This is a genomic window from Pacificoceanicola algae (assembly GCF_049341065.1).
In the GTDB taxonomy this organism is placed as follows: Bacteria; Pseudomonadota; Alphaproteobacteria; order Rhodobacterales; family Rhodobacteraceae; genus Pacificoceanicola.
Genome location: NZ_JBMPIX010000009.1, coordinates 17,727 through 30,539, shown reverse-complemented (window position 1 = coordinate 30,539; position 12,813 = coordinate 17,727). Strand labels below are relative to the sequence as shown.

Annotated in this window: 13 protein-coding genes; 6 read left to right on the top strand and 7 right to left on the bottom strand. The window is 61.2% G+C overall.

Annotated features, from left to right (window positions below):
- Window positions 1–6: 6 nt before the first annotated feature.
- Window positions 7–960, top strand: coding sequence for an NADH-quinone oxidoreductase subunit E (locus ACOYQJ_RS14355; protein ID WP_422906719.1), 954 nt, complete (start codon window positions 7–9; stop codon window positions 958–960).
- A gap of 26 nt (window positions 961–986) precedes the next feature.
- On the opposite strand, the gene ACOYQJ_RS14350 is transcribed toward ACOYQJ_RS14355, so the two are convergent.
- Window positions 987–1,181 carry a SlyX family protein gene (locus tag ACOYQJ_RS14350; protein ID WP_422906879.1) on the bottom strand — a complete coding sequence of 65 codons (195 nt, stop codon included), beginning with the start codon at window positions 1,179–1,181 and terminating at the stop codon, window positions 987–989.
- 145 nt (window positions 1,182–1,326) lie between these two features.
- On the opposite strand from ACOYQJ_RS14350, the gene hisS reads away from it, so the two are divergent.
- Genes hisS through hisG form a run of 3 tightly spaced genes read left to right on the top strand, consistent with a single transcriptional unit; the run spans window position 1,327 to window position 4,567 of the window.
- Window positions 1,327–2,799: a histidine--tRNA ligase gene (gene hisS / locus ACOYQJ_RS14345; protein ID WP_422906718.1), complete on the top strand. Its 1,473-nt coding sequence runs from the start codon at window positions 1,327–1,329 to the stop codon at window positions 2,797–2,799.
- Window positions 2,796–3,878, top strand: a complete 1,083-nt coding sequence (locus ACOYQJ_RS14340; protein ID WP_422906717.1) for an ATP phosphoribosyltransferase regulatory subunit — start codon at window positions 2,796–2,798, stop codon at window positions 3,876–3,878. The genes hisS and ACOYQJ_RS14340 overlap by 4 nt, the downstream gene beginning before the upstream one ends.
- Window positions 3,875–4,567, top strand: coding sequence for an ATP phosphoribosyltransferase (gene hisG, locus ACOYQJ_RS14335; RefSeq protein WP_422906716.1), 693 nt, complete (start codon window positions 3,875–3,877; stop codon window positions 4,565–4,567). Before ACOYQJ_RS14340 ends, hisG begins: the two co-directional genes overlap by 4 nt.
- Before the next feature lie 2 nt (window positions 4,568–4,569).
- Here the strand turns inward: hisG and ACOYQJ_RS14330 are convergent, their stop codons facing one another.
- Both ACOYQJ_RS14330 and yghU read right to left on the bottom strand, forming a co-directional pair.
- Window positions 4,570–5,802 (bottom strand): ABC1 kinase family protein, encoded by a 1,233-nt coding sequence (locus ACOYQJ_RS14330; RefSeq protein WP_422906715.1) that lies wholly within the window; start codon window positions 5,800–5,802, stop codon window positions 4,570–4,572.
- Window positions 5,803–5,968: 166 nt separating this feature from the next.
- Window positions 5,969–6,829, bottom strand: a complete 861-nt coding sequence (gene yghU / locus ACOYQJ_RS14325) for a glutathione-dependent disulfide-bond oxidoreductase (protein ID WP_422906714.1) — start codon at window positions 6,827–6,829, stop codon at window positions 5,969–5,971.
- A gap of 96 nt (window positions 6,830–6,925) precedes the next feature.
- Between yghU and ACOYQJ_RS14320 the strand changes: the two genes are divergently transcribed.
- Entirely contained in the window at window positions 6,926–7,417 is a 492-nt protein-coding gene (locus tag ACOYQJ_RS14320) for a YdcF family protein (protein ID WP_422906713.1), read from the top strand.
- Window positions 7,418–7,441: 24 nt separating this feature from the next.
- Here ACOYQJ_RS14320 and ACOYQJ_RS14315 read toward each other — a convergent pair whose 3' ends face one another.
- Entirely contained in the window at window positions 7,442–7,873 is a 432-nt protein-coding gene (locus ACOYQJ_RS14315; RefSeq protein ID WP_422906712.1) for a DUF1489 family protein, read from the bottom strand.
- Between the two features lie 121 nt (window positions 7,874–7,994).
- Between ACOYQJ_RS14315 and ACOYQJ_RS14310 the strand changes: the two genes are divergently transcribed.
- Entirely contained in the window at window positions 7,995–10,280 is a 2,286-nt protein-coding gene (locus tag ACOYQJ_RS14310) for an adenosylcobalamin-dependent ribonucleoside-diphosphate reductase (protein WP_422906711.1), read from the top strand.
- 659 nt (window positions 10,281–10,939) lie between these two features.
- On the opposite strand, the gene ACOYQJ_RS14305 is transcribed toward ACOYQJ_RS14310, so the two are convergent.
- The 3 genes from ACOYQJ_RS14305 to ACOYQJ_RS14295 all read right to left on the bottom strand — a co-directional run bounded on the left by ACOYQJ_RS14305 (window position 10,940) and on the right by ACOYQJ_RS14295 (window position 12,799).
- Window positions 10,940–11,356, bottom strand: coding sequence for a hypothetical protein (locus tag ACOYQJ_RS14305; protein ID WP_422906710.1), 417 nt, complete (start codon window positions 11,354–11,356; stop codon window positions 10,940–10,942).
- 60 nt (window positions 11,357–11,416) lie between these two features.
- The gene (locus tag ACOYQJ_RS14300; protein ID WP_422906709.1) at window positions 11,417–11,758 is read right to left on the bottom strand and encodes a hypothetical protein; all 342 of its coding nucleotides are present in this window, start codon (window positions 11,756–11,758) and stop codon (window positions 11,417–11,419) included.
- Between the two features lie 318 nt (window positions 11,759–12,076).
- Complete coding sequence (locus ACOYQJ_RS14295; RefSeq protein ID WP_422906878.1) at window positions 12,077–12,799, bottom strand: hypothetical protein; 723 nt, start codon at window positions 12,797–12,799, stop codon at window positions 12,077–12,079.
- Window positions 12,800–12,813 lie beyond the last annotated feature (14 nt).

Genomic DNA, 12,813 nt, shown 5'->3' with positions numbered 1-12,813 from the left:
AAATTCATGCGCCTCGTCATTCTGAGCGTGACCATGCTGGCCCTTGGCGCCTGCGGCGATCCTATGGCCAAGCTGCCCCGGCTGGCAGACGTCGAGATGGCAGAAGATGCCGGTCAGGCTGCGGCGCTTTCCGACCCAACCGAAGACAACCTGAGCGAAGCGGAACCTGTGGCGATTGCCTCGGATCAGGACAAGCCGCGCGGCGGGCTTCTGGGGTTCTTGCGCAAAAAGGCCGATAGCGGCAAGGCGGAAGGGGACGCTGCAGTCGAGGGTGACGCGCTGGCCGAATCCGCCGCTTCGGACGATCAAACCGCGCCCGAACAATCCGCGACTGAAGAGGTGCAGCTTGCCGCCTTGGCCCCCCAACCCGAAGCTGAGCCGCGCAAGAAGGGCCTTTTCGGTGGTCTTCTAGGTGGCGGGGCAACGGATGGCGGCAGCAGCGCGGCCAATGGTCCCAAGCCAGGCGCGCCAGATTATGAAAAGGTCGGACCGGGCGTGACGCTGCCGCATGGCAAGGTTGCGCGGCTTTGCGGCGTGTCCGCCGCGAGTCTTGGCAAAAAGGCTGAAAGTTTCCCGGGTCGGAGCGGTCCCTTCACGCTGTATGACAGCGCACCCGGCAGCACCGCGCCGCGCAATTTCTATATGACGGGCTTCGATGATGGCTGCGCGCGGCAATTTACGGCGGCGCTGGTGATGTTTGCTTCGGTCGAGACCTATGATCAGATCCACTATGGCATGCCTGGCGCGACGCTGACGCGATCCGAGACAGATCGGGCCTATGAATCGCTGAAATCGCGCGTCTGCCGTGTCGGCAAGGGCAAGCCCTGCGGCGGACGGTCGAACCGGTTGGCCCGCAATACCGCCTTTGTCAGCATCTACGAACGCTTTGAGGACAACGCCCGCTGGACCACGCTTTTGGTCCATGACGGCGAGGTTCTGGCCATCGACACCAAAGGCTGAAAATGGGCGAAGGCGGCCAATAGGGCTTAATAATGTGGCGGGCGTTCGTCAGCGAAATAGGCCCCGCCCGTGCCATCCTGTTCCCTAGAAGCTTCGCGGCGCACCAAGACCTCGACCTGGGTCTTGAGCTTGCTCAATTCCTGATCCTGACGGGCGATCACATCGGACAAATCGTCGACCGCCCTTTGCAGGTGGGCGACGCGTTCTTCAAGGTGTTCGATGCTTTCGGTCATGTCGCCTCTCCTACCCGGTGTTATAGGATTGGAGTATTTGCAAAGAGACGCGGCAGCAAGAGTGTGCTTGCTTGCCCCCACCCCCTCAAATGGGTAGAGGGGGCGCGACGGATTTCCCAGTTGGACAAGACCCATGGCCAAGCAGAAGAAAGCCCCCCGCCCCAAGGCGCAGACGCCCAAGGGGTTTCGCGATTACTTTGGCACCGAAGTGCTCGAGCGCACCGAGATGCTGCGCACCATCGCGGAGGTTTATCATCAATACGGCTTTGACGCGCTCGAAAGCAGCGCGGTCGAGACGGTCGAGGCATTGGGCAAGTTCCTGCCCGACGTGGATCGCCCGAACGAAGGCGTCTTTGCGTGGCAGGATGAAGACGACGCATGGATGGCCCTGCGCTATGATCTGACAGCGCCCTTGGCACGGGTCTACGCGCAGCACCGCAACGATCTGCCCTTGCCCTATCGGCGCTATGCCATGGGACCGGTCTGGCGCAATGAAAAGCCGGGTCCGGGGCGCTATCGTCAGTTTTACCAATGTGATGCGGACACGGTCGGCGCGGCAAGCGTTGCGGCGGATGCCGAGATTTGCGCCATGCTGTCTGATACGCTTGAAAAGGTCGGCATTCCGCGCGGCGATTACCTGATCCGGGTCAACAACCGCAAGGTTCTGAACGGCGTGCTTGAGGCGATGGGCCTGTCCGACGACGACCAGCGCGACGCGGTCCTGCGCACCATCGACAAGTTCGACAAGGTTGGCGAAGCGGGTGTGCGCGAACTGCTGGGTAAGGGGCGGCTGGATGCCTCGGGCGCTTATATCGATGGCGTCGGGCTGAGCGCGGATCAGGCCGAGCCGGTTCTGGCCTTTTTGACATCGGGTCGGTTGGAAGCGTCTGAAACCTTGGCCAATCTACGTGACGCAATCGGCGGATCAACGGTGGGCCTCGCAGGCGTGGCCGAGCTTGAGCAAATCGCCGAGTTGCTGGATGCACAGGGCTACGGCGCTCAGCGCATCATGATTGACCCTTCGGTGGTGCGCGGCCTTGGCTATTACACCGGGCCGGTGTTCGAAGCGGAACTAACCTTTGAAATCTTTGACGAAAAGGGCCGCAAGCGGCAATTCGGAAGCGTTGCGGGCGGCGGACGCTATGACGATCTGGTCAAACGCTTCACCGGGCAGGAAGTCCCTGCCACGGGTGTCAGCATCGGCGTCGACCGCTTGCTTGCGGCGCTTCGTGAAAAGGGGCGCATAGGCGGCAAAATCCAAGGCCCGGTTGTCGTGACCGTCATGGATAAGGCCCGCATGGCCGATTATCAGGCCATGGTTGCGGAATTGCGCAACGCCGGGATCCGCGCCGAGGTGTATCTGGGCAACCCCAAGAACTTTGGCAATCAGTTGAAGTATGCGGACAAGCGTGAAAGCCCGGTGGCGGTAATCGAAGGCGGCGACGAACTTGAAAAGGGCGTGGTGCAGATCAAGGACCTGATCCTTGGCGCCAAACTGGCCGAGAACGCCAGCCTTGAGGAGTGGAAAGAACGCCCAAGCCAATACGAAGTGCCGCGCGGCGATCTGGTGGCCAAGGTGCGCGAAATTCTGGACCTGCACGAATGAGCCTTTCTGACGTGAAAGCCAAGGCCGCTGCCTTGCAGGGGCAGTTTCGGGATGCGGGTGCGCAGCCCGTGGACTGCGCTATTCTGCAACCGGCCGAAACCCTGCTGGACCTCTATGGCGAAGATATCCGCACGCGGGCCTATGTCTCGTCCGATCCGGTGCACGGCGAAGTCATGCTGCGCCCGGATTTTACCGTGCCGGTGGTTCAGATGCACATGGCCGATGGCGCTGAACCTGCCCGCTACACCTATGCCGGCGAAGTGTTCCGACGGCAGGAAGAGCACCCGCAACGCGCCTCCGAATATTTTCAGGTCGGGTACGAGGTTTTTGATCGCGACGATCCGGACGCGGCTGACGCTGAAGTTTTTGCGCTGTTTTCGAGGGTGCTGGCGCCTTACGGGCTGCGCGCGGTCACGGGCGATTTGGGTATTTTGACGGCGGCGGTTTCCGGACTGCAAACCTCCGAAGCGCGGCGCACGGCTTTGATGCGGCATATCTGGCGCCCGCGCCGGTTCCGCGCTTTGCTGGATCGGTTTTCCGGCCGAAGTGAAGTGCCCCCCAGCCGTGCCGCGCTTTTGTCCTGTGATGATCCCATGGCCGAGGCCGGACCGATGATCGGTCTGCGCTCTGAGCGGGAAATTCAAGACCGGATCGCTGCGCTGCAGGCTGACGCCGCCGAGCCCTATCTGAGCGAGGAACAGGTCGCGTTGATCGAGGCATTGCTGCAGGTTTCGGAAACCTGCCCGCACGCACTGGAGCATTTGCGGGACATGGCAGTGGACCTGCCCGCGATTTCTGGCGCGGTCGAACGGTTTGGCCGCCGCTGCGAGGCGCTGGACAAGCGTCAGGTCGATGTCTCTAATCTGGCCTTCGATGCGGGTTATGGCCGCAGTTCCATGGAATACTACGACGGGTTTGTCTTTGGTTTCCTCGAAACCCGACGCCCTGACTGGCCTGCGGTGTCTTCGGGCGGGCGCTATGACGCCCTGACCCGGCAATTGGGCCGCGGGCGGGAAATCCCGGCGGTGGGCGGCGTGTTGCGCCCCGGCCTTCTGGTGGAACTGGAGGCGGCACAATGAGCATCAAGCTGGGCGTGCCCTCGAAGGGGCGGTTGATGGAAAAGACCTTTGACTGGTTCGGTGCCCGCGGCGTCGGACTGGCGCGGACAGGGTCTGACCGCGAGTATTCAGGCGAAGTCACCGGCGTTGACGGCGTGGAACTGGTGCTGCTGAGCGCGGGTGAGATCCCGCGCGAACTGGCGGCTGGCCGCATCCATCTGGGCGTGACGGGCACAGATCTTATTCAGGAAAAGCTGGTTCAATGGGATCAGAAGGTCGAGCCGTTGGCCGAACTGGGCTTTGGCCATGCTGACCTGATCATCGCGGTTCCGGCCTGTTGGGTCGATGTCGACACGCTGGACGATCTGGACGCCGCCGCCAGCGCATTTCGCGCGCGGCATGGGTTCCGGATGCGGATCGCCACGAAATACCACCGACTGGTGCGTGGCTATCTGCATGACGGCGGCGTGGCCGATTACCAATTGGTCGACAGTCAGGGCGCGACCGAAGGCACCGTGCGCAATCTGACCGCCGAGGCCGTGGCTGACATCACCTCGACCGGGGAGACGCTGCGCGCAAACCACCTGAAGGTGCTGGCCGAAGAACCAGTCCTGCGCTCGCAGGCGACCTTGTTCCGCAGCCGCGTGGCGGACCTGAGCAATGCCGAGCGCGAGGTCCTGCGCGGGCTTTGCGAACAACTGGCGGTCTGAGCCTACAGATACGGGGCCAGCAAGCGTCGCATGGGCACCTGTGCGCTCAGTCGCGTTGCAAGCAAGACCAGCCCTGCCAGTTTGCGCTGGATGAACAGGGCTTCGATCCGGGGCACCTCGGCATAGCCTTGATCGATGCCCAGATGCTGCCCGATGCGCCGGAGCTGTTCCAACAACCGCGTGTCGCCAAAATCGAAGATCTCGGCGGACAGGGCGGGCTGAAGCAGCGCGGCAATCTCCAGCACGGTTTCTTTTTGGCCCACAGGGGTCTGAGGGCGCAGATAGCCCAGATCCGTCAGCGCCGCCGACGGATCGCCGGGCCGAAGAAGGGCTTGGAATTGGTCGCTTGTGTCTTTGGAAAACTTCCGCGCGGCGCCAAAGTCCAACAGCACGATCCTGCCCGTGTCAGGGTCAAAAAGGTAGTTGGCAAAGTTCGGGTCGGTCTGAACGTGTCTCCAGTCAAACAGCTCGGTCAGGAACAGTTGAAACAAGGCGGTGAGGGCCGTGTCGGTGATCGTCTGATCGGAGTTGGCCAGCGTTTCGATTGGACGCCCGGGCATGAAATCCATCGCGAGGATGTCGCCGGTGGAATAATCCGCGTGGGGCTTGGGAACCGCGAAATCCGCATGACCCTCAAGGCGCTGCGCAAATTCGGTCAGTTGCGCCGCCTCGCGGGCATAATCTGCCTCTTCGTGCAATTGCTGACGGGCTTCTTCCAGCAGGGGTTTCAGGTCGATCTCTTTGGGTACAAGGCCGGACAGACGGATCAACGATCCGAGGTTGGCAATGTCGGCATCAATCGCGGCGCGAATGCCTGGGTATTGGATTTTCAGCGCAATCTCGCCCCCGTCCAGCGTTGTCGCGCGGTGCACCTGCCCGATCGAGGCCGACGCGATGGGGTGCACGTCGAACCGTTTGAAGCGTTTGAGAAAATCCTTGCCGTATTGCGCGATCAGCACCTGTTTGAGCTGGCTGGGGGGCATGTGATGGGCATCGGCGCGCAGGCCGGACAGGATCTGTGCCAGCTCTGGCGGCAGAAAATCTCCGCTTTCCATCGACAAAAGCTGCCCCATCTTCATCGCGGCCCCGCGCATCCGCGACAACTCGGCGGTCAGGCGCCGCGCATTGGCAGGCGTCAGCAACAGATCACGCGGGTTGGGCCGCCGCCCGCTGGCCAGATCGCGTGTGGCGCCGCCCGCCATCGCCGCCAGCATCTGCGCGGTCAGGCCGCCCATGCGGGCCGCCCGTGACAAACGTGATGAGGGGACGGCGAGGGGGCGTTTTTCGGTGCTCATACCCGCCAGATAGCGCTGCGGGTCAGGGTGGCTAGGTCCTCGCGCCGCAGGTCATGAATGCGGGCGGCCAAGCCAGATTTAATCGTGACCGCCCGCGCTTTGGTGATTAGGCGTTTTCGCTAATCTTGTCCTGCGTCTTGGTTTCGAAATCCGAGGCGTCGTGGCGTTCGTGCAGTTGCTGGTCCGGCGCGCCAGACGTCTTGTTGACGATCCGCCCACGTTTGACGGCGGGGCGTTCTGCGATCTCATCGGCCCAACGCAGAAGGTTCTTGTAGCTTTTGACGTCCAGAAACTCGCCCGCGTTGTAGGATTCGCCATGCACGGTACGCCCGTACCAAGGCCAGATCGCGATATCGGCAATCGTGTACTCGTCGCCCACCATATAGCGGTTGTCGGCCAGGTGGCGGTCCAGCACGTCCATCTGGCGTTTGACCTCCATCGCGAAGCGGTCAATCGGATATTCCATCGGGTAGGGTGCATAAGCGTAGAAATGGCCAAAGCCGCCACCCAAATAAGGCGCGCTGCCCATCTGCCACATCAACCACGACAGCATTTCCGGGCGCTTGTCCTTGCTGAGGAAGGCGTCAAACTTTTCCGCCAGATGCAGCAGGATCGCCCCGGATTCAAACACGCGCACCGGGCTGTCACCCGAGCGGTCGATCAATGCGGGGATCTTGGAATTGGGGTTCGCCTCGACAAAGCCCGAGCCGAACTGATCGCCATCGCCGATCTTGATCAGCCATGCGTCGTATTCGGCGTCAAATCCTTTGGCCAGCAGCTCTTCCAGCAGGATCGTGACCTTCTGACCGTTCGGTGTGGCCAGAGAATACAGCTGGTAGGGGTGTTTGCCGACGGGCAAGTCCTTGTCATGGGTGGCTCCGGCGATCGGACGGTTGAGCGAGGCCCATTGGCCGCCGTTCTCCTTTTCCCATGTCCAGACCTTGGGGGGCGTATATTCCTGAGTCATTTAGCGCGTCCTCTTTTCCTTTGGCCACAAGTTAAAGGCATCGGGCGGGATTACCAGAGGCTGGGATGTGCGGGGCGGGTGTGCTTTGATGCACATATGAAAGACGAGGCAGATCAGCGCCCGGTCGCCGTGGTTCTGGGCGCCGCGGTCTGGGAGGGCGGACGCCCTTCGCCAACGCTACGGCGACGGGCGCTGCACGCGGCTGGCTTGTGGCTGGCCGGTGAGGTGCGGGCCATCGTGGCCTGTGGCGGTGTCGGGCGTTTCCCGCCCAGCGAGGCGGCGGTGATCAAGGCCCTGTGCCTTGGCGCCGGAGTGCACGAGGCGGCGATTAAGCTTGAGGATGCTTCAACCACCACCGAAGAGAACCTGCGCTTTGTCCTGCCGATCTTACAGCGGTTGCGGGCCAAAGAGGTGGTCATCGTGACCGACCGTTATCATGCAGCCCGGGCGCGGCTGGTGGCACGGCGACTGGGGCTAAGCGTACACTGCGATTGCCCGGAGTTGCGCGGCACCAAGCGGCGGCGGGTTCTGCGGCAATACCTGCGCGAAGTGCCCGCCTATGCCTGGTACTGGTTGCGCAAAGGGTAGGGGAAAGCGCCGCCTGTCCGGGGTTCAAAGCACGCCGATTTCGGCCAGGGCCCCGGCCAGTTCCGGAGGCAAGCTGTCTTCGCTTTGGCGGGATGCGGTCAGGTCCACCAGTGCGTCGGCGGGGGAGAGATAGCGCCATCCCTGAAAGGGCCGCTTGGGCGCGGTCGAGGTGCGGATCACCTTGGGGTCCAGCACAATCGCGCAACGGTCGATGCCATCATCCCCGGTGACCCGGTCCAGCCGCAGGATTTTCTGACGGCACTGGATCAGGCCCTTGATGACCCAAAAGATCGAGCCGCCGTTCAGGATTTCCTTTTCGCGTTTCGGCCACATCCGCGTCACGTGGCGCGGCAGACCGTCAGCAAAGCGTTGCTTGTAGGTCTGTTGCCAGTCTTCCAGCCCCTCGACGCTTTCGGTGCCGACGCTCAGTTTTATCAGGTGGGTGCAGTTATCCACAGAATCTTCCCCAAGTTGCGCAGGATATGGTATACCTTTGGGTCTCGCCTTCAAGCTGTTGAGGTGTCAAACCCGGTCCTATATTCTGAACCGCCCCCCGAATCGAAGGGAATCACTTGCCATGACCCGCTTTGCCGCCCCCATCGCCGAACAGATCTGGGATATGAAGTATCGCCTCAAAGAGGCCGATGGAACTCCGATCGACAAGAGCGTTGAGGACAGTTGGCGCCGGATCGCCCGCGCCCTTGCAGCGGTCGAAACCGACAGGGCGAGCTGGGAAGACCGGTTTTACGGCGCGCTCGAAAACTTCAAATACCTGCCCGCAGGCCGCATCACCGCAGGGGCGGGCACGGACCGCAGCGTGACCCTGTTCAACTGCTTTGTGATGGGCACGATCCCCGACACCATGGGCGGTATCTTTGATATGCTGAAAGAGGCCGCGCTGACCATGCAGCAGGGCGGCGGCATCGGTTATGACTTCAGCACCATCCGCCCCAAGGGCGCGCCGGTGCAGGGCGTGGCGGCTGACGCCAGTGGCCCGCTGTCCTTCATGGACGTCTGGGATGCCATGTGCCGCACCATCATGAGCGCGGGCAGCCGCCGTGGCGCGATGATGGCCACCATGCGCTGCGATCATCCGGACATCGAAGGCTTCATCAGCGCCAAGGCCGACAGCGCCCGTCTGCGCATGTTCAACCTGTCGGTTCTGGTCACCGACGACTTTATGGAAGCGGTCAAGGCCGACGGTCCATGGCAGCTGCAATTCGACGGTGTAGTCTATCACACGCTTCAGGCGCGCGATCTGTGGAACAAGATCATGAAGGCGACCTATGATTACGCCGAGCCTGGCGTGATCTTCATCGACCGGATCAATCAGGCCAACAACCTGAATTATATCGAAACGATTGCCGCCACCAACCCCTGCGGTGAACAACCCCTGCCGCCCTATGGCGCCTGCCTGCTTGGGTCGATCAACATGGCGCGGTTGGTCTCGATGCCATTTACCGAAGCGGCCCATATCGACGACGGCCACCTTGATGAGCTGGTCGCCAATGCCGTGCGCATGATGGACAACGTGGTCGATGCCTCGCGCTTCCCGCTTGAGGCGCAGCGCGTTGAAGCTCAGAACAAGCGGCGCATTGGTCTTGGCGTCACCGGTCTTGCCGATGCCCTGTTAATGAAGGGGCTGCGCTATGGCTCGCCCGAGGCGGCGGAGCAGACCGAGAAATGGCTTAAACGGATCGCGCGGGCGGCCTATCTGGCCTCGGTCGATCTGGCCAAGGAAAAGGGCGCCTTCCCGCTGTTCGACGCGGACAAATACCTTGCCTCGGGCAACATGATGCAGATGGACGAGGACGTGCGCGAGGCCGTGCGCAAGCATGGCATCCGTAACGCTCTGGTCACCTCGATCGCGCCCACCGGGACGATCTCCCTTTATGCCGGGAACGTCTCCTCGGGGATCGAGCCCGTCTTTGCCTATGCCTACACCCGCAAAGTCCTGCAGAAGGACGGCACCCGCACCGAAGAGGAAGTCGTGGACTACGCCGTGCAGATGTATCGAGACATTTACGGCGAAGAGGCCGAACTGCCCGAGTATTTCGTGAATGCCCAGACACTGGCGCCCTTGGATCATGTGAGGATGCAGGCGGCGGCGCAGAAATGGGTGGATTCGTCGATCTCCAAGACGATCAACTGCCCCGAAGATATCTCCTTTGAGGACTTCAAAGACGTCTACATGGAGGCTTTTGAAACCGGGTGCAAAGGCTGCACTACCTACCGTCCAAACGATGTGACGGGATCCGTCCTGAGTGTGTCTGAAAAGGATGAAAAGACCCCGGCCGAAACGCCCGAACTGGCCGTCGAGGCCGCAGGCGGCGACGTCATCTACATGTCTGAACCGCTGGACCGCCCGCAGGAGCTTGAAGGCGCGACCTACAAACTGCGCTGGCCTGACAGCGAGCACGCGATCTACCTGACCATCAACGATATTGTCGTTGGCGGGCACCGGCGCCCCTTCGAGGTCTTCATAAACTCCAAGAACATGGAGCACTTTGCCTGGACTGTGGCGCTGACGCGGATGATCTCGGCAGTGTTCCGGCGCGGCGGGGATGTTTCCTTTGTGGTCGAAGAGCTCAAGGCCGTGTTCGACCCGCGCGGTGGGGCTTGGGTGCAGGGCAAATACATCCCCTCGATCCTCGCGGCGATCGGTGGTGTGATCGAGAAACACATGATCGCGACAGGCTTTCTGGAGGGTGAGGGAATGGGCCTGAAATCCGACCCGACCGCCCGGGTCGTGAATATCGACGCCCCGCGTGGCAAAGCTTGCCCGTCCTGCGGCCAATACGACCTACGCATGGTCGAAGGCTGCATGACTTGCGCCTCATGCGGCCATAGCAAATGCGGTTGAGTGGGCTGTTCTAATAGCCAGATGTCTGCACTGGCGTAGTTAGGCCAAAATCCGGGAAATCGCCGGCCAAAAGTTGGCGCTAAATTGGCCAAAGGTTGTAAGGGCCTGAAAATGTGGCGGATTTTTCGAGCGTGATTTTGGGTGTTGATGGCGCACGAACGTGGCCATCATCGCTCAAGGCGCAGGGCTCCCCGTTGGCGCCCAAGGAAAGAAGACATGTGAACGGGCTGCTCCCTGCTGGGGGCAGCCCATTTTCCTTTTCGAACTCGGCAGATTTACGGGAAATTGCCCGACCTATATCGAAGTTGTGAAAGGATGCGGAGATGTCTGGGTGAGGGATGTCGGTGCATGTGCAGACATGGGCAAAATTCCTGCTCGGATGTTGGCCGAGCGTGAATCAATGGATGATCGACGCCGACGCAGTGCCCAAAAAAATCCAGTCAATGCCGTAGGTGTTTTCTGTCCGGGCTGACCTTGGCGATACTGGGCGCGAAGTGGCGAAATTCTGCCATCAGTAAAAAATGGCGTGATAAATTCCGACGCACCCGAGCAAGTGGTTGGCAAGAAAAAGGGGCCGCCACCGGCAGCCCCCAAAAAAGGTTTCACGAATTTCTGCGGCGGCTGCCAACTCGCAGCCTCATCGCCAGAAGAAACGTGCTTCAGCCGGTCGCCAGTTGCGCCCTACGGCGATCAAGCGCGGCTTCTGTTTCCAGTGCCCAGTTCACCCAGTTCGCATTCGTGATGAAGCGCCCAAGGCTGCGCTCGATCTCCGACATTTCGCGGCTTTCATCCGTGCCGCCCAGCCAGATGAGATCGCCTTCATCGCTGCGTGCGGGGATCGGCGCGCCGCCCAGGCTGGGGAGGTCGCGCAGAACCCGTTGGCGCAGCTCTTGAGCATGTTCCAGAACGGGTTTTTCGAAGAAGCCTGACGAATGGGCCTCTTTCAGCATCCGATCGAAGCTGGAACCCAGCGAAACGGTCATGCGTCCGCGCGCCTCGGAAACAAGATCCCGAAGGTATGACAATTCGCAGCACGCTTTCAGGGCCGCGTCTTCGATGTTGAAACGGTTTTTCATTTCAGTCTCCTGGACAAGTGTGGTTGGGAATTCTTGGTGCGGTGAACACCGGTGAGATCTTCAGGCCAGCAGGATTTCCTGTGCGCGCGCGGCTTGCAGTCCGTCGAGCAAGGCGCAGATTTCTTCAACGATAGGGCTGGCTGGGTCGATTGCGGCAAAGCATTCCGCCTCGATCCGCTCGTCGTCATGCACGTGGCGGAGGGACAGAAGATCTTCGAGCGCGTCCAGTTCTCGCTCCTGGCGGCGCGTCGTCATCGGAGAGGTCGTCACGTCATCGAGCAGACGGCGAAAGCGCTTTTGCGCCGCTGCGCCGCCGAGCAAAAGTGTGGCGCAGTCGAGTGCGTTGCAATGAGCAACTATGAATTCCGCAGACGGGGACGGAAAGAAAACGTCTTTGGGCATGGCGGCAGACTCCTCTATTGCCTGGGGTTTTGGCCGGCAACTTTCTGACCGACATCAAGACCTCGGCGCGGTGCCCAACAGCGCCTTGGCAAAGAGGAGATTGGCTGGTTTCAAAAACGACGAAGCACTTTTTTCAAGTTTTTTTACTGGCGCCATGCCAGCGCTTCGTCGAACGGGTCAGGGACTGTTTTGCAGGAATAGACAGGGCCGCTGGGGCGCGGACCCGCCATGGGGATGGATATCAAAGTGCTCCATTCCTGCGGACCAATGATGAATCCGGGGATCACCGGAACCGGCTCACTTTGAGGAAAGTCCGGCCTATTGAACGCTAATGGGAGCAAGCTGGGCGTCCGTCTCCAAGCGGATCGCACTGCGCCAGAGCGGGGTCTTGAAAACGTGGCAGACCCGGCTGCCAAGGTCGCCTTCATGTATCTCGCTGATCAACCCCGCCCATGCGAGCGGTCTCAGCACGCAGGACGAAAACGCGGCCATCTCGCGCCAGGCTGCCGTGTGCCAGTCTTGGGCCTCGCCATAGAAGGTCTCGAACAAAGCGGCCTCGGTCGTGCCGTGGTCGGCCTCGACGTTGATCACGTTCATCCAGATATCCCAACTGCCGAACGGGCGGTTGTCGAAGCGCGCGTAGGACGGATGATCGATCTGCAGCACGAAAAATGGGATCATCTCAGCAAACAGGCGGCCGGGGCTGTCGGCCAGCTCGGCACCGCGCTTGGTCAGCCGAAATTCCCCTTTGTAATGGCGCCCCAAGCGCAGGGAGATCAGGAGGAAATGCAGAAGCTCCAGTGGCGGAAACTCATATTCGTTGATGACCTTTTGGTAGCGGAACATCTCCTCGGCGGACTTGCCGGGCCATTCGAAATGCTCGACGGCCCAATGGACGAAGACGCGCTTGAACGCCTTGGTCTTTGTGAGGCCGATGGCGCCATGTTCCCGCGTGTATTGAAGCGTCAGAAGCGCGCCCCGCAGAAGTGGCGACTGCGCGAGGTCGGGATGGTCATCGGCGAGCGTGCGAAATTCGATCATGGCCGGATGCTGCC

What these genes read in the sequence shown, in the direction of transcription:
- ACOYQJ_RS14355 (WP_422906719.1), top strand. Translation starts at nt 7, where the DNA reads ATGCGCCTCGTCATTCTGAGCGTGACCATGCTGGCCCTTGGCGCCTGC.
- hisS (WP_422906718.1), top strand. Translation starts at nt 1,327, where the DNA reads ATGGCCAAGCAGAAGAAAGCCCCCCGCCCCAAGGCGCAGACGCCCAAG.
- ACOYQJ_RS14340 (WP_422906717.1), top strand. Translation starts at nt 2,796, where the DNA reads ATGAGCCTTTCTGACGTGAAAGCCAAGGCCGCTGCCTTGCAGGGGCAG.
- hisG (WP_422906716.1), top strand. Translation starts at nt 3,875, where the DNA reads ATGAGCATCAAGCTGGGCGTGCCCTCGAAGGGGCGGTTGATGGAAAAG.
- ACOYQJ_RS14330 (WP_422906715.1), bottom strand. Translation starts at nt 5,802, where the DNA reads ATGGGCGGCCTGACCGCGCAGATGCTGGCGGCGATGGCGGGCGGCGCC.
- yghU (WP_422906714.1), bottom strand. Translation starts at nt 6,829, where the DNA reads ATGACTCAGGAATATACGCCCCCCAAGGTCTGGACATGGGAAAAGGAG.
- ACOYQJ_RS14320 (WP_422906713.1), top strand. Translation starts at nt 6,926, where the DNA reads ATGAAAGACGAGGCAGATCAGCGCCCGGTCGCCGTGGTTCTGGGCGCC.
- ACOYQJ_RS14310 (WP_422906711.1), top strand. Translation starts at nt 7,995, where the DNA reads ATGACCCGCTTTGCCGCCCCCATCGCCGAACAGATCTGGGATATGAAG.
- ACOYQJ_RS14305 (WP_422906710.1), bottom strand. Translation starts at nt 11,356, where the DNA reads ATGAAAAACCGTTTCAACATCGAAGACGCGGCCCTGAAAGCGTGCTGC.
- ACOYQJ_RS14300 (WP_422906709.1), bottom strand. Translation starts at nt 11,758, where the DNA reads ATGCCCAAAGACGTTTTCTTTCCGTCCCCGTCTGCGGAATTCATAGTT.
- ACOYQJ_RS14295 (WP_422906878.1), bottom strand. Translation starts at nt 12,799, where the DNA reads ATGATCGAATTTCGCACGCTCGCCGATGACCATCCCGACCTCGCGCAG.